Genomic DNA, 22,772 nt, shown 5'->3' with positions numbered 1-22,772 from the left:
CGACCAACCGGCAATTAAAATACTTCACTTTTAAGTTAAGTTCAAAGTTAATAAATTATCTGCTTAAAAAGTGAAATGCCAATAAAAACCTGATTTATAACCAATGGTACCTAACACATAGGTAATGCACCACTGAACAGAAGGATAAGCGCAGCAAAAATAATCTTTCGGATTTATCCAAACGTTAACCAGGTGTAAACGGTGTAAAAAATAAAAAAGCCCTGCTGCCATCAGGCAACAGGGCGCTTATGCTTAACAATCCCCCTTTATTTCACGAATATTTTTCTGACAGCATTGTTGTACTGGTCCAGCACATAAATGTTGCCGCTTCTGTCCACATGGATACCGTTCATGTTTTTGAATAAGGCTTCTGTAAGTGTACCGTCTTTGTATCCTGCTTTGAAGGAGTCAAAAGTACCACCGGCGCCGGTTACTGTTTTTACCGTACCGGACGGGGTAACATACCGGATACACATGTTCATGTTATCCACAAAAAAGATATTGCCGGTGGAAGGGTCAAGGACTGTACATAGCGGGCTGCCGAGGCGGGCCACGGGCCCATTGCCATCGACAAACCCGGTTTCAAAAACACTGCCGCACAAATACCTGCTCGTTCCTGATGCAGGCGCCACCACGATGAATGGGTTGTTATAGTCACCGCCTGCGTAGTACAGGTTGCCCAATGCGTCCAGCGCCATCTTGTCTGGAACAGTATGGGGGAAAGAACTGAACTTGGTCAGTGAGCCATTGCTTTCGCTTTTATACACCCCCTGGTACATCTTACCCACGTAGATAGCCCCATTGTTGTCCACCGCCAATGCGCCGGACAGGTTGTCGAGTATTGTCAGCACAGTAGTTACATTACCGGCTGGCGTGATTTTACGGACATAATTCCGCTGACCGATACCTTCCAACACATAAATATTGTCATAGATATCCGTAGTGATAGTTCGCGGATTCTGAAAGAGCGCTGTGGCCAGCGGGCCGTCCTGATGGGCGCTGACCGTGCCTCCTGTATAGGTGCTCACGATACCGTCAGGCGAAAGTTTCTGCACCTGCTGCCCCTGCAGGAAATACAGGTTGCCGTTCCGGTCGCCCGTTAATCCGGTAGTGCCTACAAACATACCTGTACCGGGTCCGCCGGCTAACGTCATCACGCCGGCATGTCTGAATACGGGCCCGATAGCATCCAGGCTGTTCACCTTCACGTTGACGGTACCAGTGGAAACCGTGGCCGGTGCTGTCACTTCGAGCGTAGTGGCAGTAGCGCTCAGCACGGTGGCAGGCACGCCATTAAACGTCACAATGTTGTCCGCAGGGTTAGTGCTGAAGCCTATACCGGCAACGGTAACGGTTGTACCGGCCAGCCCGTTGTCGGGCGAAAGGCTTGCTACGCCAAGGTTCTGTTCCTTGAACTGAGGACCGCCTGTTTCCTGCCCGTTGACCCATACTTTCATATTGCCCGTTCCGGCGCCCACAGGGATAGTTACCAGCAATTCCTTGTCAGTGGCCTGCTTTACAACGCCGGCAATTCCATTGAACATCACATTGTTTTCATCAATTTCACTGCTGAAGTTAGCTCCGGTGATGGTCACATCTTTTCCGGCCGGACCGCTCAAAGGCGCTACTGTTGCCAGTACCGGAGGAGGGATCACCGTAAACACGGGGCCGACAGTTTTTTGCCCGTTGATGGTAACCGTCAGCGGGCCGGTGGCCACATCATCCGGTGTGGCCACCACCAATTGCGTAGTGGTGGCGCTGATCACGGTACCGGCTTTTCCATTGAACGCGATGGCGTTGTTGGCCGCCACCGCGTTAAAGCCTTCACCGGTGATCGTCACTTGCGTGCCCTTACCACCTTTCAGTGGCTTGATTTTGCTGATATTCTGGAACAGGAACGCGGGACCGTTCACCTCTTTTCCATCCACCATCACCTTGATAGTGCCGCTGCCGGCAGATACAGGGACGGAAGCTATCAGCGTGGTGTCGTTCACGGACGTGATGGTGGCCTCCTTTCCGTTGACCAGCACCTTGGCCGGTGCATTGATGCTGCTGAAACCTTCTCCCAAAATCACTACGTTGGTTCCGGCAGGACCATTAAGCGGACTGGCGCCACGCACACTCAGGTCCTGATAAGTATAGCTACCCGCTTCCAGCTCTTTGCCATTGGTTTTAACAGACAGTTTACCACTGCTGCCACTGGCCGGTGCCAGTACGGTCATTACCGTGTCGTTTACATCCAGCACGGTCGCTGTCGCCCCATTAAACGTCACTTCGTTGTCTTTCCGGTTAAAACCGGTGCCGTTAATGGTAACGATAGTACCGGCCTTTCCGCTGTTAGGCCAGAAAGAAGTGATGGAAGGCGGTATGTCCATCCCTTCATCCCGGTTTCTTTTACAGGCCGTCAACAACAGCAGCCCGCATAAAAAATATAGCAATGATTTCATGGTCATCATTTTTAGAATGAATATCTCATCCCGAGCTGCACCTGCGCACGGGAGTTAAAAAAGTCTATCGCGTAGGGCTTGCCCGGATTTTCGTACTGGTATACAGGATAGTTGCCCGGGTTCTGTTTCGCCGGGAAAGCCGGTGTCAGGCCCACGCTGGCGGTAGAGTTGAACGTGTTGGGAGAAAAATAGGCCCTGCCCCAGTTTTTGTTCAACAGGTTGGTGAAGTTCATCACGTCAACGGAGAAGGTGATAAACCGGCCGTTAGGATCTTTCGAGAAATGGAACTCCTGCGCAAAGTGCAGATCTGCCTGAACGTTCCAGGGCGTACGACCGGCATTGCGCTCTGTGTATTGACCACGACGGCTACGCAGGTATTTATCTTCCTCAATATAATCGTTGAAAGCGGCGGCCTGAGAGGCGGCAGTAACCGTCTCCCCTGCTTTATTGGTATAGTCCTGAAAAAACTTCACCGCGTCGGCAGCTTCGGGAATATACACGAGGCTCACCTGCTGTGGCAGTCCCTGAATACTGTTGTTCACAATGCCATAGGTGAACGGGCTGCCCGACTGCGCAGTGGCAAACAAACTCAAAGTACTTATCCAGCTGGTGTTCCAGCGGCGTACATATTGCAGGTTCAGCACCAGGCGGTGACGGATATCAAAGTTCGAATAAGCCAGTCCAGGATTATTGGGATTGAGCGCCTGGTTCAATTGCCAGTTGCTCTCCATAGAGTTGCGGATACCGTTGGACACGTCTTTGGACTGCCCATAGGTATATGCCAGCGATGCGTACAATCCAAAAGGAAAGTTGCGGTTAACGCTGCCGGTAAGGCTGTACCGGTATCCTTTACGGGTATTGCTCAACTGATAGGCGTTGGAAAAATGCGGGTCTACAGCACCACCGAAAACAGGCTGCTGTTTCGTACTGTCGTAACCGTAATAACGCGGATTATCTTTGATGTTGATCTGTTGGAACATCACATCTTTCAACGTTTTAGTGAGAATACCTTCTACCGTGAATTTGTAGCCGTTCCCGGTGGTATAGTCTACAGCCAGGCTGGTACGCCATACCTGCGGCATTACGAAGTTGTTATCAATTACGTCCACCTGTGTTTTACCTGCCATGCGATTGTTGATGACCGTACCATTGCCGGCGATGAAGTCGGATATGCCGTTCTGGCCAGGCTTCACCGCATCGGTACCGGGCACAAAAACTTTCGCATCTGCTTTCTGGTCAAAAGAACCGTAGTTGATACCGTTGTTATAATAAGCGTAAGCCAGCCATGCGAAAGGAATACGGCCGGTAAACAAACCGGTACCGCCACGCAGTATCAACTGCTGGTTGCCCAGCCAGTCATACCGGAACCCCAGCCGCGGAGACACCTGCACTTTGTTCAGATAGTGATTGGTGATACGGTTCAACGGCGTATAGGCGTAGGTGGTGCCAAAATAATCATCCGTATAGGCATTACGTGTTTGTTCACTCAGGGCAGGCGCATTGGGCAACATGGTATAATCAGCACGTACACCGGGTATCAGCTTCAGTTTTTCCGTTACCTGGATTTCGTCCTGTACATAGGCGCTGAGCATGTTTACATTGAAACGCGCCTCCGGGTTGGCCAGGATATAATCGCGGCTGTTGTTGGTGAAGTTGTAGCTGCCGCGTACACGGTAAGGAACGTTGTTCAGGTAGTCATCGATGCTGAGATAGTCTACGCGACCATTCCAGCTGTTCACAAAGCCATAATCGATATGATAAAATTCATTGTGGGTACCGAAGAGCAGGGTATGCCTGCCTCTCCGCAGGGTAAGGTTGTCCGTCACCTCGATGGTGCGTTGTTTCATATTGAAAATCGACGCTTCCCTGTCGGTGCCCCAGTAGATGGTAGTACCGGGTGCGCGGCCCATGATCTGCACTTGCGGCAAGGCAGGATTGGACGATGGGTCACGTTTATCGTGTACCGTAGTATAGCCTATGATCAGGCTGTTGGAGAGACGGTTATTGAAACGTGATTTCAGTTCCGCCACGGTAGATGTCTGGTTATTGGTCTGTTCGTAGGCCATACTGCTGAAACGGAAATCCTGCTGGTCGCGGTCCATATTCATCGCGGAAGAACGGATAGTATTATTGCGGACAGACAGCTGGTTCTGATCATTGATGTTCCAGTCGAGACGATTGAAGAACTTCACGGATTTTGACCAGGCGTTGTAAGCGCCGGCAGTACCGGGATCTACGTCTTTGCCATAACGTGCGATAGTGGCGTTACGGATATCTTCCGCATCTTTCGTGCTCAGGATGTGGGCTGTTTCCTGGCTGCCGGCCAGCAGCTGCGCCGGGTCCCGGCGATGGGTGATTTCTTCATTGGTAAAGAAGAACAGTTTGTTTTTGATGATTGGAAAACCAACGCGCACACCTGCCTGGTAATCATAAAAATCTTTGTCCATTTTACCGAGATGCCCTGCCTTGTCTTTCCCGGTGATAGCGGCATTGCGGCCGAAACCGTAAATGCTGCCTGTCACTTTATTGGTACCGCTGCGGGTAACGGCGTTGATACTGCCGCCGGTGAAGTTGCCGATCTTTACGTCGAAGGGTGCGAGGTACACCTGCATGTCTTCGATAGCGTCCATAGACACTGCGTTGGTGCGGGTGCTGGAGCCGGGCATGCCGGAGCTGCCGGTAATGCCGCCCATGGAGGGACTGAAGCCTATCGCGTCATTGTTGATGGCGCCGTCGATGGTAACATTGTTATAACGGAAATTGGTACCGGCGAAAGAGTTGTCTTTAGAGCCTTGCGGTACAAGTTTAGTAATGTCCGTGATACTGCGGGAGATAGTGGGCATATTGGCCACCTGCAACCGGCTGATATGTTGTCCTGCTCCGAAGGTATTGGCTTTGGCGCCTGCACGGGTGGCTTTCACCTCCACTTCGGAGAGTTGTTTGCCTTTGTCTGCGAGCACAAAATTGAGCTGCAGCGGTTCACCGAGACGGACCGTAAAACCATCGCGGGACTGTGTTTCCATGCCCATCATGCTGACGGTGATACTATATGGGCCGCCTATACGAAGACCGGGCAGATAATACCGGCCATCTGCGCCGGTGACGGTGCCGTATTTAGTACCGGAAGGCAGATGCACCGCCAGTACGGTAACACCGGGCAGTTGCTCCTGCTTACCGTTGGTGATACGTCCGCTCCAGGCACCGTTGGTTTCCTGTGCGTATCCTCCCGGCGCCATCATCAGCAGCAAAGGGAGTAAGAGTATAATGTAGAATACCTGCTTCATGTTAAGCTTTGTTGGATTTATTGATTTTCACTCAGCACGTTGCTGATAATATGCAGCACGCCATTTCCTGCCAGCACATTGCTTTTAAGGATGTTGACCGGGGAAGTGTTGCCAGATCCCTGGATGGTGATGCCGGTATATTTCACACCTGTCTTCAGCAGTTGTACGGTGATGTTGCTGCCATTATACATGGCCTGTTCACTTTTATCGGTATCATCGGTGGTGAGCACATAGTCATAGACAAAACGGCGGCCCGGAAAAAAGGAATACCCCAGCATCCGTTGCAGCACAGCGGGATCTGTTTGTCCCACGCTGTCGGCCGTAGGGAAGCCCTTGCTGCGGAAGGCGCTGTTGGAGGGCGCAAAGAAAGTATAGACTTTTTTGGAAGCGACCAGGTCTTTCAAGCCGGCCTGCTGCAGTGCTACGTTCAGAAAGGTAAGCGTGGTATCTGCGGCAATGGCATCGGACAATGTCTGGTTCACCAGCGGTTGCAATACTTCGCTCATCACCTGTATCAGCCCATTGCTGGCCGGCAGGTTATAGGAGATAACAGGTGTGCCGTTGATGGTCAGCACCGTGTCTTTACCTTTTACCCAGCGGGTGGCGTACATTTTAGCACCGGAGGCGGTGGTCAGCTCCTGGTTAAAAGCGAAAGGCAGTTTATTCAGCTCCCAGGTGCCGCTGAGCACATGATAGGCCATCATATGGTTCAGCGTGGATGACCGCTCCTGCAATACAGCGCTGACATTGGCATAGCCGGCTTTAATAAATGCGTTGTTGTCCGGCACCAGTACCGTAAGCGGCCCTTCACCAGCTAATTTGGGACCATAGCCGGTACGCTCGATCACTGCATTGAAACTGGAGAAGTTAAATATATTGTCTGCGATCACGTAGGTGATACGATTGCTCAACTGCTGGTCCGGCGCTGTCTTCTCATCCTTGCTGCATGCTGTCATTAACAACAGTAGCAAACCGGTATAGAAAATTCTTTTCATAATTGTTTGTTTTAGGGAGATGAATGACTATGGCATGAACAGTCCGTCGTTAACAACATGGACCACGCCATTCAACAGGCAGATATTTGTTTCCGCGAGTGGCAATCTGGCAGCAGCAGTGCCGAGCCGCCTTACGCCCAAACCTGTATTGCCGGCAGCAAAATCAAGCCGGTATATCATAGGCGCATAGTTATACACGGCCCCTGTCCTCAGCATCATACCAGAGACACTGCGGTTGACCATCAGCTCATTGACGAAATACACCGGGTAGATTTTCTTCGTACCGTTATAAGCGGCAACAGTGCCGGCATAATCCATACGATTGGGCAGCAGGATCGAATCCATGGCGGTAGTGGGATAAACGTAGTAGAATTTATCATCGTAACCAGGATCGCCAATAGGCAATGACTTGTAACTATACTGGCGTATATCCTCTGCCGTATTAAAACCGCTTTTGTGGAATGCCTCGTTAGTGGGGACAACCAGCGTAAACTGCCCTCCTGAGGAACCCGTGGCGGAAAGTACCGGCATGTTCAATAATGTGGTGTTCCAGGGGTCTTTATCCAGGTAGAGGCTATCGTTGATACGGCAGGCTTCCAGGTAAAGACTGAATCGTTCATCAGACTGCAGGAAAGACAGCATATCCTGCACCGGCTTTTGCAATACCTTATCTGTCGGGTAAATAGTGGCCGTGGTGCTTTCGAGGGCCTGCCCCCATTTGCTCACCGGCTGTCCGTTGACATAAAGGCTGTCATGGTATACACCGGCAAACAGCATATACTGATAAGGAGGATAACCTTCAAATCCGGGCAGTTCGGCTTTCAGCAGTGTTACCATCGGAACATTACCGATCACTTCTGCAAGAGAAGCCGGATGTATCTGATTAGCGCTGATGTGGAAAGACAACAGGCTGTCCAGCTGTTCCGGCGCAGCCTGATTGATTTTTTCCATCGTCCATCCTGCCTGTTCAAATGCCTTGTCTGTTGGCGCAAAAATGGTGAACGATATCGTGGCCGCTGCGTCCAGGCGGGCATCTATCTTCGCCCGTTTCCAGGCTGCTTTAAAATAGGTATAGGGAGATTTTTCCAAAGTCTCTTTCAAACCCAATACCGGTCCGGTGTAAGGCACCGGCTCACCGACAGGGTCCGGTTCAATATCCTGCTTGCGGCATGCGATGGTCAGCACCAGCAGTACAGGTAAGCAGTATCTCAACAGCTTGCCTGGTATGTTAACAGCGGTAAAAAATTTCATTTTCAATCAGCTTTAAAACGGTTTGTGCTATTTGCGTAAAGTGGCGGGGTCCAGTAACAGGTCATCGATACGATGCACCAGCCCATTGCTGGTCAGCTGGTCGGCCCCGATGGCAAAACCCTTCCGGTAATGCAGCGTAGATGGCCCGTTGGTGCTGAAGTTCTGCTGTATCACGTCCATCATATTGATCAGGATATTCTCAGAATTATCGTACCAGTTGTACTCATAATAAGGCTTGATGGCAAAATTCCCGACGTTGATCATGGAAGAGATAGGACCATAGGTACCGGAAATCTGCACCCAGTCGGTGGAGAAGATACGTTTGGACTTTAACGCCAACGAATATATGTTAAAGGCGACCGCCTCGTATTTATCCGGGTCCAGGCGCGCCGCACTGTCTGCCGTGATGTTGTATTGGCGAAAGGCGTCGTTGTCCGGCACAAATACGGTAAACGGCCCTTTGTCTTTCAGTCCGTCCCACAGCTTACAGCGCTTCATCACGGTGACAAAAATGGACAGGCTGGTGTCTGCCTGCAAATATTCCTGGATGGTTCCCGGCCTGTAATTAAGCGGCTTGCGGATAACATGCACCACACCGTTAGACAGTGCCACGTTGCGTTTAGAATCAGGGTACACCAGGGCGCCGTTCACGAAAACATTTCTTTTGTCAGGCGGCGTATAAGTCGCACCGGGATTGCCGGACGACGACACAAACATCTCTGCGCCCGCCAGGGTCATATATTTATTGCCCATCTGCAACGGGAATTCGGAGATATACTTACGGTCTTTGAACACATGGTACTTCACCATTGTACGCAGGCTTTCCGGGTCCATGGCATCAAAATCAGCCGGACTGGTAATGCCTATATCATTAAAAGCTTTGTTGTCCGGAACGAAGCAGGTGAAAGGACCGGGCTGGTTCAGGCTGTCCAGCAGACCCGCTTTTTGCAGGGCTGCAGCAAACAGGCTGAGGTCATAGTTATTGTGAATAAACTCCCCCATAGCACGGGCAGGAGCAGTGTCCCTCGGAGGTGTCAGATCATCTTTCTTACATCCTGTCATCATCAACAGGAAAAAGAAAAACAAACAGGACAAAGTATAATATCGCATAATCATCTTTTTTAAGGCCTGTTTAGTACACAGGTGGTTCATACTTACGCTGGATGGTCATCAAATAAAATTTACCATTGACATATTCGATAGTATTGACAGTGGCGAAAGACCGGTTTAAATACTTGCCGGAACGGATGGTCACCACCATACCGGTGAGGAAATCCGCCACCGTGCGATAGGCGACATCACCGGGCATACCGGCAGGCCCTATCCGCAGCTCGGAGAAGCGCCCGTTGGATTCGCCCATATATTGTATAAAAGGATTGTTCTCGTAGGTATAGGCAGGTGACAGAAAGGTAAAAGTCTGCGCCATCCTTCCGTCGTATATCTTATTGGCAGTGGTGTCCGGGAACAGCGGAAAGCTGTAATACGGATGTACGGCCGGGTCATGGGAGCGCACTACCTTGTCCATCAGTACACCTATATGACCAGCAACAGGCAAGGGACGGTTCTGCTCATTGACCTTGCCCAGTGAATAATACACATTCATGGTGTCCCGTATCTTCAGGTTAAAGACTTCGGAATTGTTTCGCAATTTTCCGCGTTCAAAAAATCCTGAAGAACTGAGGTTATAGAAATTGACATATACCATCGAATCAGAAAAAGGCTGGTTGATAAATGTCTCCTTTCGTACATAGATACCCGGTGTTTTAGTATCTACATCTTTTTCCAGTACGTGCATGGTATATACTTCCCTGCTGCCGAAGTCAATGGTGGTATCAATGATGACCTGGCTGCGCAGGTCTTTCGGCAGCTGAAAGAAGGGCACCTCGCTGATGGGACGGCTGATGAACATCACGCGGTGTTTGCCTGCGGGCACCTGTGCCCAGCTGGACAGGTCGTAGCCATTCAGCACCGGGCCGGCCAATACTTTGGCACTGCCGGGATACTCTGTCTGAAACAGCGTGGTGTTGACCGCATCCGGATAAGGCCTTGCCCATGCGGCGCGTTTATCGAGGAAATCACCGGTAGCTTTGGCGGCAACGGGAATGCCACCTGCATCCAGCTCAGGGTCCAGCAGGAACGTGAGGAACGGTTGCGGCGCTTCCTTGTTGTCAACAGTGATATTATAGTCCAGGTTATTGAATATCCGCAGGTAGGCCGGCTCGGCAATGGTGGTGTATTCCGTTTTCCGGCAGGCCGCACCCACAGCTATCCACAGTAAAAGCAAAAGGATAATTCTGTTATTCATGTTACTGATTATGTTTGATGATGATCATCCGGGCCTTTTCGCTTCCCGGCTTGCTGGTATTGAGGTTGCCGACCAGTGCCACGGTATATACACCGGTTTCGCTGATAGGCGAACGTCCGGCAGGATACAGTTCCGGGCGGGCGATAAAATCACGGCTCCGCAGTGGTGTAACCTCCCGCAGCCAGTTGCCCGGTATCACATTTTCCGCAGACGCATAGGCCAGCACGCTTTGATAAAAATTGGCATCCAGCATCACGTAAGGGTTCTTCACCACCGGGACACCCAGTTGCAGGCGCTGACCGGCAAGCGTAGTACCCAGCACCTGCCCGTCATCTGTTGTGAAAGTGGCTTCCGGCAGATCAGGACAGAAATTCATAAAGCGTATCCAGCTGGGGAATTCGATTTTAGTAGTGCTGTAGCTGCCATCTTCCGTGGCGCCGGAATAAAAGGTGTTGCTCAGGTTATTGGCCACTATGCTGATCGCCGCTTTACCGTTTTTTTCATATACCCATATCGTATTATTATCACCCGGTATCAGCGACACCGTACTGTCGGTCAGTGCCGTGCCGGCGGCGTCGGTCACTTTTACCACGTGCATGCCCGTTATATATGGTTTAAAAGCGGAAGCTGCTGAAAAAGAGAGGGCATTGCCCAACATATTTCCATCCACCGATACGCTGACAGATTTGCCAGGCAGCACATTGACAGCCTGTAACCGGGCATAGGTATTGTTTTGCGGCTCTGCATCAGCGATGATGCGGAAAGCATTGTTTTTGCCGGGATAAGTTTCGCCATTGTCACTACCGGTAGGATAACGGAAACTGGGCTGATCGGCTACCACAATGGTATACACACCCCCTGGCTGATAAGTCTTTAACGGTGCGAAGGTGAGCTTGCTGTCCACAAAACCGTTTACACGGGGCTTGGCTTTTACGCCAGGTAACATGATGGTGCCCGTCGGTGGGTTGATCACGTTGAACTCCTGCGTGCTGCCTCCTACGCCCGGCACCATTTGACCGTCCATGGCCATTACCTTCAACTGATAAGTGCCGTAAGGCAGTTCCACATATTCGGAATACTGTCCCACTCCAATATTATCCAGTCCGGCTACTGTTGTGCCATCAGCCCACACTACGCGCATATTGCCGCCGAAGGCTGCGCTGGAAGAGCTGAGGTTCAACAGCCGCACTTTACAGTGCTCCGGGTTCGCCGGCGGTGATACTGAGCGTGGAATAGCAAACAATGAATCCGTCAATTGCCCGGTATTAGGCGCGAAATAAGTGAAGTAATAATCCACCGGATGGTTAAAATCATCCTTCGCCACAAAACCTCTGGTCAGCGCCAGCGAGAAACTACGTACAAAGGATGCAAAACGTATATCCTTCACCGTTCCATCAGCACTAACAAATTGTTGCGGGATGGTATAGGTAAGGCCCATACGGCCCGTTTCCGGGAAAAAAGGCGTGCCCTTCGTGGTGTTTTCATCATAGTAACCCTCATAATTGGGCAACATAAAAGCAGACAGCTGCTTTCCATTCACCATCAGCTCCGTGGCCCCGCGCAGGTTCACAATACGAACGCTGGAAGCTGCATCGGCCTGCGGATTAACGCGGTTGTCATACGTAAAGTCCTCTTTTTTGGTGCAGGACGTCAATACGCCGGCACTCAACAGGTACAACATCACCGTGTGTAAGCATCTTTTCATTGTATTCAGATTAGCTTGTTTCAGTTAGTATTTACAGGGTGTAGCTCAGTCCCAGCATGATCTCGGTACCGCGTTTGTAACTGCGGCGGATATACTCTTTTCCGTAGTATTTGCCACCGGTGTTGGGGTTGGCATACACTTCCTGCAACGGACGGTCCAGGATGTTTTTGGCATACCCTTTAAACATCAGGCGTTTGTAGATACGCTGGCTCAGCACGAAGTCCAGGACAGGATTGGGCCTGGTGTACAGGTCAGGCGTACCATCGAGGTTCACCTGTATCAACCGCTCTCCCACCATGTTGAACGTCGTAGTCACATCGGTACCTGACTTGCTGTTGAAATAGTTGAGGAACACGTTAATGGAATAAGGGGCCTGTTCAAACAACGGGCTGTTGGACGGCGCGCGGCGGTCCAGCGCCTGTGAGGCCTGCATTCTTTCTGCTGTCTTTTTGATTTCGCTTTGCGCGAGCAATAGGTTGGCGCCCAGGTTAAAGTGGTTGAGCGCCGGCACCAGGGTGCCCAGATTCTTTACGGCTTCCAGCTCTATCCCGTATACGCGTCCTTTGTTAGGATCGTTCTGGAACTCAATAGCGGGGAATTCCGGGAAACGTGCATCCAGACCGGAAGTCTGTTGTTTATATACTTTCGTCAGCTGGTTATCGATCTCTTTATAAAAAACAGAAGCAGACAACACCTCTCCGGCGGAAGGGAACCATTCCCAACGGAAATCGTAATTGGTGGTCAGCTGGTTTTTCAGTTTCGGGTTGCCTACTACCAACGCAAACTGGAACGGATCGAAGTCAAAAACGTTGGTCAGTTCCCGTAGTTCCGGACGCGCCAGGGAATTGCTGTAGCCCAGGCGGAAATTCATTTTCTTGTTCAGTGTATAAGTCAGGTTAGCAGAATAGTAAGGCTTGTAATCTGTTTTGTAGATGGAGTTGGGTTCGGTATATACCAGGTTCACTTTGTTGCCGTCTTTGTCGGGCGTACTAATGGAGGGATCGAGGAATACGCCGGAAGTGTCTACCGCGGCCTGGATGTCTGTCAGCTCGAAACGTACGCCGCCCGTGAGCCGCAGGTTGTCCGTCAGGTGCAGGTCGAGCATGCCATAGAAAGCGCGTGTTTCATAAAACCCTTTATAGTTGTTGGGGGATTTCTGGATATTATACAGGAAACCACCGACAACAGGCTGGCCTTCGGGATTGTAAGCAGACGGCGGACGCACACCGATACGGTCATAACCTACGAGGCGGTTCAGGTCACCATTTACTTCATACAACGGCAAAGCCTTGTTGGCGGAGTAATTGGAGCCAGGCAGGAACAATACGTTCTCTGTGAATTCGCGCTTGCGGTGCAGATAGTTGGCACCTGTTTTAAATTCCTGCCTTAGCCCCGCCACTTTAAAAGGGATGGTCAGATCAGCTTTATAGTTATAGTTTGTTTCATGCAGCTTACGGAAACGGCGGCCGTTAGGATCGGCCTGGATAATGCCGTAAGGACCATAGCCATTTACATAGCCGGACACCAGGGAGTACAAGTCCGGGGTATACGCCCAGTCATAAGTGCCGCCCGGCATCTGGGTAGGCTTCTGATAAGCACCGCCACCAACGGGTTTGTAGTCCGCCAGGTTCACAAAACGGTAATCCGGATCATCCTGACTGGAAGAGGAAGTAGCCAGGTTATAACTCAATCGCGGGCTGTATTCCCCTTTCAGGAACTTGTGTTCACCCTGCAGGTTAAAAGTATTAAGGGTACGGTAGCTCTGTTTGAGAGAGTAGATGATATTAGAGACGGTGCCTGGCAAGCCGGTATACTCATATGCGCCATAGAGGTTGGTGGCTTTGGTTTCCGCGCCACGGCTGCCCAGGTACTGCATGCTGATTTCGTGCTGCGGGTTAAAGCGGTATGCCAGTCCGCCCAGAAATCCATAGTTAAGGGTTTGAACACCGGTATTCTCTTTATACGTGAGATACTTTCCCAGGTGAATATTATTAGGGGTGATATAGTTCGGGATGATCCGCGGACTGTACACATCGTTGCTGCCGGTGAGCACCCCCTGGTAGATGCTCCACTGGTTGAGTTCTCCACCGTGGGTATCTGTTACGCGGCTGTAATAGTTGGCGCCGGCAATGATACCTACCTGGTGTTTTTTAAATACTTTGAAGTTGTTACCGTAGGTGAGTGCATACTGCTGGTTGAGCGGTGCCGATTTGTATTGTGTGGTCAGCACGGGATCAAACTGATGCATGATGCGGTTAATGCGGGCAGCCTCGGCCTGCATGGCGGGATCGTTGCGGCTGAAGGCGATTTTGTCCTGTATCTCGCGCAGGCCGTTGGGGTATTGTTTGGCGAGTGCCTGGAATTCGTCGCTAAGGCCTTTGCTTTTGATTTTTCCGCCGAGGAAACCACTTTCACTGTTATAGAAACTGTTCATTTTTCCACCGAGGCCTACCTGTGTATTGAAGCCGCTCTGGATGGTGATATTGAACGTTTCACGGTCGGGGATGGATTTTGTTTTCAGCTCTACGATACCGGCGGAAGCATCTGCCGGTTTATCGGGCGTGCTGCTTTTATAAACGGTGATATTGTCCAGCAGGCTGGAAGGCACCAGGTCGAGGGGGATAGCGCTGCGGTCCGGATCGGAAGATGCGAGGCGTACGCCGTTGAGTTGTCCTATCACGCTGCGGTCGCCGAGGCCGCGGATGGCCACGTATTTCTCATCGGTGATCGTTACGCCGGACACACGCTGCAAAGCCTGCGTGGTGGTGATACTGGCGGTTCTTTCGATGTTCTGTGCGGAGATACCGTCGGATATCACGGCCGCGTTTTTACGGTCGTTAAGCAGCGACGCTTCCGTATTGGTACGGCGACGGGCTTCCACCGTTACGCCGCCGAGTGTTTTGCTGTCGGGCTGGATATGGATGTCCAGCGCTTTGCTGGCGCCTACTTTCACCATTCTGGTGGCATAGCCCACGAAGTAGACCACCAGTACGTCCACGGTGTCTTTTACTTCTACGGTGAAGCGGCCGCCGGCATCGGCGGTGAGATGATTACCGTTGCTCTGTACCAGTATCTCTGCACCTCCGATAGGCATGTTCTTTTTAGCATCTCTAACGACACCGCTTACAGTGCGCCATTTGCGGGGCGTTTCCGTTTTGGGCTGCGCTTTGCGGATGACGATCTTTTTATTGTCGGCCATTTCAAACTCCAGGCCGGTGCCCTGCAGCAGGTACACCACCACTTCCTGTACGCTTTTGTTGTCGAAGCCGATGTTGTATTTTTTGCCGGTGGCATTCACTTCGGCCGGGTTGTAAAAGAAAGTGACGCCGCCGCGTTGCTGCACCATTTCGAGGCAGCGGACCAGTCCTTCGTTTTTAAAGCTGACACTGATCTTTTTAGCCAGCGCGTTGTCCTGGGCGGCCGCTGTTGTCAGGAAACTCAACACCAGCGCAAGGCTGCACACCCATCTCCACCCTGTCTGTTTTAATCCCGGTAAAATTTTTTCCTTCATTCGTTTTGATTGTTTTTTGAAAAAGATCCCCCGTTACCACCGCTGGCGCGGTGGTGTAAACAGGTGAGTGTTTTAGTTTTAGCTGTTAGTTGCTGATGTTTATTGTTCCGTCTTTATGTTTCTGAATGGTCAGCCGGTAAGACAAGGCGATCACTTTCAGCATGTCCGGCAAAGGATCGCCGGCATCGAAGGCGCCGGTAAATTTCAGCTGACGGATGCTGGTATCGCTGACCTGTATTTTTACTTTGAACAGGTTTTCGATTTCGCGGAAGACTTCCGATAGGGACGCATTATTAAAAACGAGCTGCTTGGTCGTCCACCCGAGGTCTGCTTCATGATGACGGTTGATGTTCACGACGCCGCCGGCTTCATCATAGAACAGTTCCTGGTTGGCCGTCAGCTGTGTGACGGGGAAACCCTTCGTTTCGGCAGAAACGGCCACGCGGCCTGTTTTTACGCTTACCCTCGCCGCCTGTACGTGGCTGCTGTCGGTCATCACAAAGGAGGTGCCCAGTACCTGTACCTGCAGGTGCGGGGCGATAATAGTGAACGCTGCGGAAGGGTTGTGTGTGACAGTAAAGAACGCTTCCCCGTTGAGCCGCACCTGGCGCTTTTTTCCACGGAAATGGCGGGGATAGCTGATTTCGCTGCCGGCATTGAGTACCACGACGGAGCTATCCGGCAGTACGACCTGCTTTACCTGGAAAGCATGTGCGGTAACTGTTTCCAGCGGCACGGGATCTATAGCGTCGAGGATATCGTACTGGTATTTCCAGGCGAGGGAAGCGCCGCCCAGCAGCACGATGCAGGCCGCCGCGATGCTGCGCATTTTTGAAAAACGTATAACCTTTCCTGTTGGTCTTTCGTTCATTTCAAGGCGCAGGCGCTCCAGCACCTCCTGCCGGTAAGCCTCGCTTTGCGGAGAGGCGGCTGTTTGCCGGGCTTCGTCCAGCGCTGATCCGTACCATGTTTCTATCAGCGCAGTTTCCTTACCCGAGGCATTTCCTGCCAGGTACCTGTTGATGATCCGTTTTAGTTGTGCTACATTCATAATGACCGTATATCAGGCGTTCCATGCCTTCGGGTAAAAAACTGAACTTCTCTATCTATATGTTCCCGGAAAAGAGGACATTGTCCCGTGCGGTCAGGTTAAGGAATTATTAACAAACAAAAAGGTCGGCCAAAATAAGGGCAACAGCAATGTGGTGGCGGAGTGTCTTCAGCGCGATGTGCAACTGGTTACGGACGGTTTTTTCGGATACGCCCATCCGTTCAGCTATTTCAGCGATGGACAGCTGCTGGCGACGGCTCAGCAGAAACATTTCCCGGGTGCGGGGTGGTAGTGTTTCCAACTGGGAGGATATCTCATTAAAAAGGTCGGATTCATGAAGTTTATGCCAGATGCTGTTGAGCACTGGCAGGTAATGTTCGTGTACCCGGTCCAGGTGTTCGGGTTTGTCGAGTATTTCCTTTAGCCGTTTCAGTGACTGGTACCGCACGGCCTGTAACAGGTAATGTTGCAGGGAACCGGTGATCTCCAGTTGTTCCCTTCTTCCCCACAGGGAGATGTACACCATTTGCACCACGTCTTTGGCGTCGTCTTCTGATTTGAGTATGCGTTCCGCTAATGCGTACAATAGCTGCCAGTGCTTGTTGAAACAGGTTTCAAAAGCCTTTTTATCGCCATCCTTGATCTGTTGGAGCAACTCGAAATCTTCACGGGTTTGCATGAGCAACTGCTTTTTTTGACATTGCCCTGCAAAGTAAAGCAATCCGTTTTCGGCGTTATTTTAATTTAATGTTATCAATTATTTTTATCAAGCGACACTGTAACTCCGTCGTTTTTAAATACAATTAAAAACAATGTGATAATTTTTCAGTCCGTTAATGGAGGGAATAATCAATACCTGCGTTTATGATACAGAGAGTTAATTGATTTATTGTGCCAAAGCAACATTTACCTACGCCTGTATTTTCACTGTCCGTCGCCAACCGGCTGCCATCATGGTTTCAACGTCCGCTGACAGTGACTGTACTGTATTTCATCGGTACGCTGGTATTGTTTATCCAGTCACTGGCGACACAGCGATATAATAACTTTATTATTTTCCGCAGCTCGTGGGACCATATGCTGCATCATATGCCATTATATCAACTTTATCCCGATACCTATTTCGACTATTTTTTATACCACCCTACTTTCCCTATACTTTTTGCGCCACTGGCCATTTTACCGGTCACGCTGGGGCTTTTTGTCTGGCTGATGGGCAGCGCCGGTCTTTTTCTGTACGCCCTGCGTCAGTTGCCGGTAGCTGCCAACAAGCGCTATATCATCAGCTGGCTGTTGTTGCTGGAGCTGTTGAACGCCATCCAGTCCTCGCAGACGAACCCCATCATGGCAGCGCTGATGTTGCTCACCGTGATTAACCTGGACCGTAGCAAACCTATGCTGGCCGCGCTGTTCACTTGTATTTGTTTTTTCATCAAAGGATATGGCGCCATTACCGGCCTGGTATTTCTTTTCTACGACAGGAAGCTCACCTACCTCAGTTACTGTGCATTGTTTGGCATCATCGGCACCGTGCTGCCGCTGGTGGTGATGTCGCCGGCGGAGCTGTTACAGGCTTATCATGATTGGTTTAAGCTGATCACGAGCCCTGTTATTCTGGAAGACGGTTCCGTACGCGGAATGATCTACGCGATGCTGCATCTGCCACAACAATCCGGAGGCATCATCGGGAAGACCGTTACCGCACTGGCTTTTTCAGGCCTCGTGTCCGCACTTTATTTTGCCTGGAAAAACAGGCCGTTGCACTATCACTGGATCATTGCAGGCTACCTCCTGCTCTGGGTGGTACTGTTTAATCAAAGTACCGAATCACCTACCTATATCATGGCGGTGACCGGCGCGGTGGCCGGACTGATGATGCTGCCCGAACGGCCGCTGTCTGTCATCCTGCTGGGACTGCTGGTGTTCGTCACCTCCCTCTGTCCTACTGACCTCGTGCCTTCCTTTATCAACAAGGTAGCCGTGAACTATCAGCTGAAAGCGCTGCCCTGCCTGCTGGTGCTGCTGTATTTTCAGTATTACCTGTGTTTCACCCAACCAGATGATACTTCGCGGCAACGGCTGGCCGTATAGGCGCTTATCCCCGTTTTACGGCGCTCCTGTACTTTCCTTTTTTATGTCCGGCGGAACGGCTTACTTTGTCCGGTATGAAAAAGCTGACGCCTTTATCACCTTACTGGCAGTGCCAGCTGGCCGGCTGGACGATCGCCGCCCTTTACTGGGAGGTGGACGCTTTTCTGCGCAGCCCGACTTTCAGCTACTCCTTTGCAGCGCTCAATTTCGTAGCAGACATCGGCGTCAACCTGTTGCTGACGCATAGCTACCGCCGGTTTGCGCTGCAACACGGCTGGCATCTGTTGCGCCCCAAACCATTGATGCTGCGCATTATTCCTGCCATCGTAGTACTGGCGCTCTGCTTCGCCCTCGCGGTGACGCTGCGTTTCTACTGGTGGGGCCCTCATGAACAAACATTTTTCCGGTACCTGCAAACCTACAGCCAGGTACCACTGATGACAGGCATCCGTACCATGGCTATCTGGGTGCTCGCATGGCACCTGTATCATTATGCCCGGCAACAAAATGCGGCCGCGCGTGAAAACGCCCGGTTACAGCTGCTGGCAAAAGAAATGCAGCTTGATAATCTCACAGCTCAACTCAATCCGCATTTCTTTTTTAATTCGTTAAACAATATCAAATCACTGGTGCTGGAAGATCCAACGCTGGCACGCAGGGCCATTGACCTGCTCTCCGATCTGCTGCGCAATGCGTTGTACAAACGGTCCGATCAACTGGTGACGCTGGAGGAAGAACTGCAACTGGTCGGCGATTACCTGGAACTGGAGAAACTGCGTTTCGAAGACCGGTTACAGGCAGATATCCGCACAGACCCTGCACTGACAGGCATTGCCGTGCCACCGCTCAGTATTCAGACGCTGGTGGAAAACGCTATTAAACACGGTATCGCACATAGTATAGCAGGCGGTTGCGTCACTATCAGCGTCGCGAGGAACGGCGATCAGATCTGTTTGTCGGTACAAAATCCGGGGGTATTACAATCGACCGTTGCCGCCGGGCTGGGCATCCGTAACCTGCGCGAGCGGCTGCAGCTGCAGTTTCAGGGGCGTGCCTCTTTTCACATAACAGCGTTGCCGGAACAACAGGTATTGTCTGTTATTTCCATCCCCTTTGTGAAGCTATAATAAAACAGCATGCAAAAGATACAGGTAGTGATCATAGACGATGAGCGCGCCGCCCGGGAAGAAATCAAACGGGCGTTGCTGCCATACACCGATTATGAAGTGGCGGGGGAAGCCCGCCACGTGCCCGAAGCCCTGGCGCTCGCCAGGGATGTACAGCCCGGCCTGTTGTTTCTTGACATACAAATGCCTGGCGCCAATGGCTTCGAGCTGTTGGCCCAACTCACGAATGTGCCTGACGTTATTTTTACAACAGCCTATGACACTTACGCCGTTCAGGCTTTCGACAGCAATGCGCTGGACTACCTGTTGAAACCTTTCCGTACAGAACGGTTTGCACAAGCCATGGAAAAACACCGCACCAAAGTGCGGGAACGGGCCGCATTGTCCGGCAGCACGGTACCCGACAAACAATTATTCATCAAAGATGGCGATCAATGTTTTTTCCTGCGGCAAAACGATATCTTCCTGATAGAGTCGGTGAACAATTACGCCCGTATCTGGTCAGCCGACAGGCAGGCGTTGATCAAAACCTCGCTGAACCAGCTGGAAGAGCGGCTTGATCCGGCCTGTTTTTTCCGGGCCAACAGGAACCAGTTGGTGCATGCCCGTTATATCACCGATATTACGCCTGTCGATGGAGGCCGGCTGCAGCTGATTATCCGCGGAGACATATCCGTCATCGTGTCCGGCCGGCAGACCGTCCGTTTCAAACAGTGGAATAAAATGTAATCCTCCCTTTAATACTTTGTAAGATGATTTTCAAGAGACTTATTCTCCTGCCGGCATTGTTATGCCTGTACGGGAACATCATTGCACAGTCCTTTGCATTTCCGCGCGAAGCTGCCACCCATCCGGAAATGCTCGCCCGCGAAATGCCCGTCCTGGCAGCAAAGTTGCTGCCACAGCTCCATCCCGGGCAAGATACATGGACTTACCTGCAGCAGTTGCTGATGGTGCAGCTGACCACGCGGCAATATGCCGCAGCCCTCGCCACCATTCAGCAGTACCGCGATGCCTATGCGCAAAGTGATCCCGAAAAAGCAGCCGTGCGGTTTATTCAATACGAAACCTATGCGCATGCCATGCAGCGCAGACAGTCCACGGATGATGCCTTCCGGGAATCGTTCCGGATATCACTGTCACGGCTGCACGCCAACAGCAGGTATGACATTGATAACTGGTATACCGCCGACAGCGCCTTCCTGGCCGCCGACCTGCAGCGGCAGCTGGCCCAGCTGGCCGCACAGGACAGTATTTCCCTGCCAGACGCCATACAGCTGTGCCGGCGGTATACTGCGTGGCAACTGATGCCTCGTATTGCCGCTATGGCCGCGCCGCTGTTACGGCAGATGAACCGTGACCACTACCTCATCCGCGACAGCCAGCTGATAAATACACGCGATGGCGCCCGTGTGTCTGCGATAGTAGTGAGGCCCAGGCGTCAGCAGGGACCGTTGCCCGTTATTTTTTTCTTCACTATCTACACCGAAGTGGCTAATCTCACCATAGCCAAAGAAGCAGCCGACAAAGGTTATGTGGGCGTAGTGGCCAATACCAGGGGAAAACGCCTTAGTCCGGAAGCAACGGAGCCTTACGAGCATGACGGCCATGACGCCCGCGACGTGATCGACTGGATCAGCAGGCAGCCCTGGTGCAATGGCAGCATCGGTATGTACGGCGGCAGTTACGTAGGCTTCACGCAATGGGCGGCCGTCAAGGACGGCGTGCCGCCTGCGCTGAAAACGATTGTGCCTTCCGCCGCCGTGGTGCCAGGTTATGACGTGCCAAAAGAAAACAATGTATTCATGAGTTTCGTATATCCGTGGATACCTTATGTGACCAATAACAAATTCCTGGACAATGTAACATACAACGACCGGAACCGCTGGCGCAATATGCAGTTCAACTGGTATCACAGCGGCGCGGCCTATCAAACGCTGGACAGCGTGGACGGCACGCCCAATCCCATCTTCCGTCGCTGGCTGAAACATCCGGCTTATGATGTGTACTGGCAAAACATGACAGCTTATAAGGAAGACTTCTTCCGGATCAACATTCCCATACTGAGTACTACCGGTTACTTCGATGGCGCGCAAATCGGCGCCATGTATTACTTCCGTGAGCACCTGCGGTACCGCCCCAACGCCGAGCACTACCTCGTTATCGGCCCGTTTGATCACCTGGGCTGTCAGCATGTGCCGTCACCTTACCTTAACGGCTATACGTTAGATAGTGTGGCACGCATCAGTATCCATCAGCTGATTTACCAGTGGTTTGACCACATCCTCAAGGGCTGCCCCAAACCTGCGCTGCTGAAGGACCGTATCAATTACCAGGTAATGGGCACCAATCAGTGGAAACATGCGGCCTCCCTGCAGCAGATGAACAATGACACACTGACGTTTTACCTGGCGCCTCAACAGTTGTCACAACGACCACCAGCTGATACAGCATTCATTTCACAGCAGGCAGACCTTTCCGGCAGGAGCGGTCCGTTTACAGGCAACTACATTCTCCCCAGCCTTGTCAACAACAGCATCAATACGGCCAATGGCCTTGTGTTTATAAGTGAACCATTGCCGGCTGATATTTGTATCAACGGGTCTTTCCTGGGCCGGCTGCAGGTCATTCCTAATAAAAAAGATATAGACCTTGGTATCAACCTATATGAGCAAACATCCGACGGGCGGTACTTTCAGCTTTCCTATTTCCTTGGGCGGGCCAGCTATGCCGTCAGCCTGGAAAAGCGTCAGCTACTGACACCAGACAGCATCAATGATATTTCGTTTAGGAATACCCGTATGATCAGCAAACGACTATCAAAAGGCAGCCGGCTGGTAGTGGTGATCAATATCAACCAAAATCCGTTTGAACAAATCAATTATGGCACAGGGAAAGATGTCAGCGAAGAAACGGTTAGCGATGCCGGTGCGCCGGTGAAGCTGCGGTGGAGAAATGACAGCTATATTAAAATCGGTATCTCACACTAGAAAAGATCACTTGAC

The 22,772-nt window shown here is 51.4% G+C and carries 14 protein-coding genes; 4 read left to right on the top strand and 10 right to left on the bottom strand.

Going from position 1 to position 22,772, the window contains the following annotated elements; genetic code table 11:
• Positions 1-266: 266 nt before the first annotated feature.
• The 10 genes from HGH92_RS19145 to HGH92_RS19100 all read right to left on the bottom strand — a co-directional run bounded on the left by HGH92_RS19145 (position 267) and on the right by HGH92_RS19100 (position 17,228).
• The gene (locus HGH92_RS19145; RefSeq protein WP_168872361.1) at positions 267-2,447 is read right to left on the bottom strand and encodes an IPT/TIG domain-containing protein; all 2,181 of its coding nucleotides are present in this window, start codon (positions 2,445-2,447) and stop codon (positions 267-269) included.
• An 11-nt stretch (positions 2,448-2,458) separates the two neighbouring features.
• Positions 2,459-5,731 carry a TonB-dependent receptor gene (locus HGH92_RS19140; protein ID WP_168872360.1) on the bottom strand — a complete coding sequence of 1,091 codons (3,273 nt, stop codon included), beginning with the start codon at positions 5,729-5,731 and terminating at the stop codon, positions 2,459-2,461.
• 17 nt (positions 5,732-5,748) lie between these two features.
• Positions 5,749-6,726: a fasciclin domain-containing protein gene (locus tag HGH92_RS19135; RefSeq protein WP_168872359.1), complete on the bottom strand. Its 978-nt coding sequence runs from the start codon at positions 6,724-6,726 to the stop codon at positions 5,749-5,751.
• A 27-nt stretch (positions 6,727-6,753) separates the two neighbouring features.
• Positions 6,754-7,977, bottom strand: coding sequence for a fasciclin domain-containing protein (locus tag HGH92_RS19130; RefSeq protein ID WP_168872358.1), 1,224 nt, complete (start codon positions 7,975-7,977; stop codon positions 6,754-6,756).
• 27 nt (positions 7,978-8,004) lie between these two features.
• Positions 8,005-9,087 carry a fasciclin domain-containing protein gene (locus HGH92_RS19125; RefSeq protein WP_168872357.1) on the bottom strand — a complete coding sequence of 361 codons (1,083 nt, stop codon included), beginning with the start codon at positions 9,085-9,087 and terminating at the stop codon, positions 8,005-8,007.
• 22 nt (positions 9,088-9,109) lie between these two features.
• Positions 9,110-10,282: a hypothetical protein gene (locus HGH92_RS19120; protein WP_168872356.1), complete on the bottom strand. Its 1,173-nt coding sequence runs from the start codon at positions 10,280-10,282 to the stop codon at positions 9,110-9,112.
• A gap of 1 nt (position 10,283) precedes the next feature.
• The gene (locus HGH92_RS19115) at positions 10,284-11,987 is read right to left on the bottom strand and encodes a DUF4397 domain-containing protein (RefSeq protein ID WP_168872355.1); all 1,704 of its coding nucleotides are present in this window, start codon (positions 11,985-11,987) and stop codon (positions 10,284-10,286) included.
• 31 nt (positions 11,988-12,018) lie between these two features.
• The gene (locus HGH92_RS19110; protein WP_211092673.1) at positions 12,019-15,498 is read right to left on the bottom strand and encodes a TonB-dependent receptor domain-containing protein; all 3,480 of its coding nucleotides are present in this window, start codon (positions 15,496-15,498) and stop codon (positions 12,019-12,021) included.
• 85 nt (positions 15,499-15,583) lie between these two features.
• Positions 15,584-16,549, bottom strand: coding sequence for a FecR family protein (locus HGH92_RS19105; RefSeq protein ID WP_168872354.1), 966 nt, complete (start codon positions 16,547-16,549; stop codon positions 15,584-15,586).
• Between the two features lie 109 nt (positions 16,550-16,658).
• Positions 16,659-17,228 (bottom strand): RNA polymerase sigma factor, encoded by a 570-nt coding sequence (locus HGH92_RS19100; RefSeq protein ID WP_168872353.1) that lies wholly within the window; start codon positions 17,226-17,228, stop codon positions 16,659-16,661.
• A 212-nt stretch (positions 17,229-17,440) separates the two neighbouring features.
• Between HGH92_RS19100 and HGH92_RS19095 the strand changes: the two genes are divergently transcribed.
• The 4 genes from HGH92_RS19095 (at position 17,441) to HGH92_RS19080 (ending at position 22,757) form a co-directional block, all read left to right on the top strand.
• Entirely contained in the window at positions 17,441-18,640 is a 1,200-nt protein-coding gene (locus tag HGH92_RS19095; RefSeq protein WP_168872352.1) for a glycosyltransferase family 87 protein, read from the top strand.
• 74 nt (positions 18,641-18,714) lie between these two features.
• Entirely contained in the window at positions 18,715-19,767 is a 1,053-nt protein-coding gene (locus HGH92_RS19090; RefSeq protein WP_168872351.1) for a sensor histidine kinase, read from the top strand.
• Positions 19,768-19,776: 9 nt separating this feature from the next.
• Positions 19,777-20,496, top strand: a complete 720-nt coding sequence (locus HGH92_RS19085; protein ID WP_168872350.1) for a LytR/AlgR family response regulator transcription factor — start codon at positions 19,777-19,779, stop codon at positions 20,494-20,496.
• Positions 20,497-20,519: 23 nt separating this feature from the next.
• Positions 20,520-22,757, top strand: a complete 2,238-nt coding sequence (locus tag HGH92_RS19080; protein ID WP_211092672.1) for a CocE/NonD family hydrolase — start codon at positions 20,520-20,522, stop codon at positions 22,755-22,757.
• Positions 22,758-22,772 lie beyond the last annotated feature (15 nt).

Origin of the sequence: Chitinophaga varians (assembly GCF_012641275.1) — a bacterium.
In the GTDB taxonomy this organism is placed as follows: Bacteria; Bacteroidota; Bacteroidia; order Chitinophagales; family Chitinophagaceae; genus Chitinophaga; species Chitinophaga varians_A.
Note: the sequence above shows the minus strand (reverse complement) of the source record. Positions and strands in the feature narration are given on the sequence as shown.

Excerpts from the sequence above, each read along its gene's own strand:
- HGH92_RS19140 (WP_168872360.1), bottom strand. The coding sequence starts at position 5,731 with ATGAAGCAGGTATTCTACATTATACTCTTACTCCCTTTGCTGCTGATG.
- HGH92_RS19145 (WP_168872361.1), bottom strand. The coding sequence starts at position 2,447 with ATGAAATCATTGCTATATTTTTTATGCGGGCTGCTGTTGTTGACGGCC.
- HGH92_RS19110 (WP_211092673.1), bottom strand. The coding sequence starts at position 15,498 with ATGAAGGAAAAAATTTTACCGGGATTAAAACAGACAGGGTGGAGATGG.
- HGH92_RS19100 (WP_168872353.1), bottom strand. The coding sequence starts at position 17,228 with ATGCAAACCCGTGAAGATTTCGAGTTGCTCCAACAGATCAAGGATGGC.
- HGH92_RS19125 (WP_168872357.1), bottom strand. The coding sequence starts at position 9,087 with ATGCGATATTATACTTTGTCCTGTTTGTTTTTCTTTTTCCTGTTGATG.
- HGH92_RS19090 (WP_168872351.1), top strand. The coding sequence starts at position 18,715 with ATGAAAAAGCTGACGCCTTTATCACCTTACTGGCAGTGCCAGCTGGCC.
- HGH92_RS19135 (WP_168872359.1), bottom strand. The coding sequence starts at position 6,726 with ATGAAAAGAATTTTCTATACCGGTTTGCTACTGTTGTTAATGACAGCA.
- HGH92_RS19105 (WP_168872354.1), bottom strand. The coding sequence starts at position 16,549 with ATGAATGTAGCACAACTAAAACGGATCATCAACAGGTACCTGGCAGGA.
- HGH92_RS19085 (WP_168872350.1), top strand. The coding sequence starts at position 19,777 with ATGCAAAAGATACAGGTAGTGATCATAGACGATGAGCGCGCCGCCCGG.
- HGH92_RS19130 (WP_168872358.1), bottom strand. The coding sequence starts at position 7,977 with ATGAAATTTTTTACCGCTGTTAACATACCAGGCAAGCTGTTGAGATAC.
- HGH92_RS19115 (WP_168872355.1), bottom strand. The coding sequence starts at position 11,987 with ATGAAAAGATGCTTACACACGGTGATGTTGTACCTGTTGAGTGCCGGC.
- HGH92_RS19120 (WP_168872356.1), bottom strand. The coding sequence starts at position 10,282 with ATGAATAACAGAATTATCCTTTTGCTTTTACTGTGGATAGCTGTGGGT.
- HGH92_RS19080 (WP_211092672.1), top strand. The coding sequence starts at position 20,520 with ATGATTTTCAAGAGACTTATTCTCCTGCCGGCATTGTTATGCCTGTAC.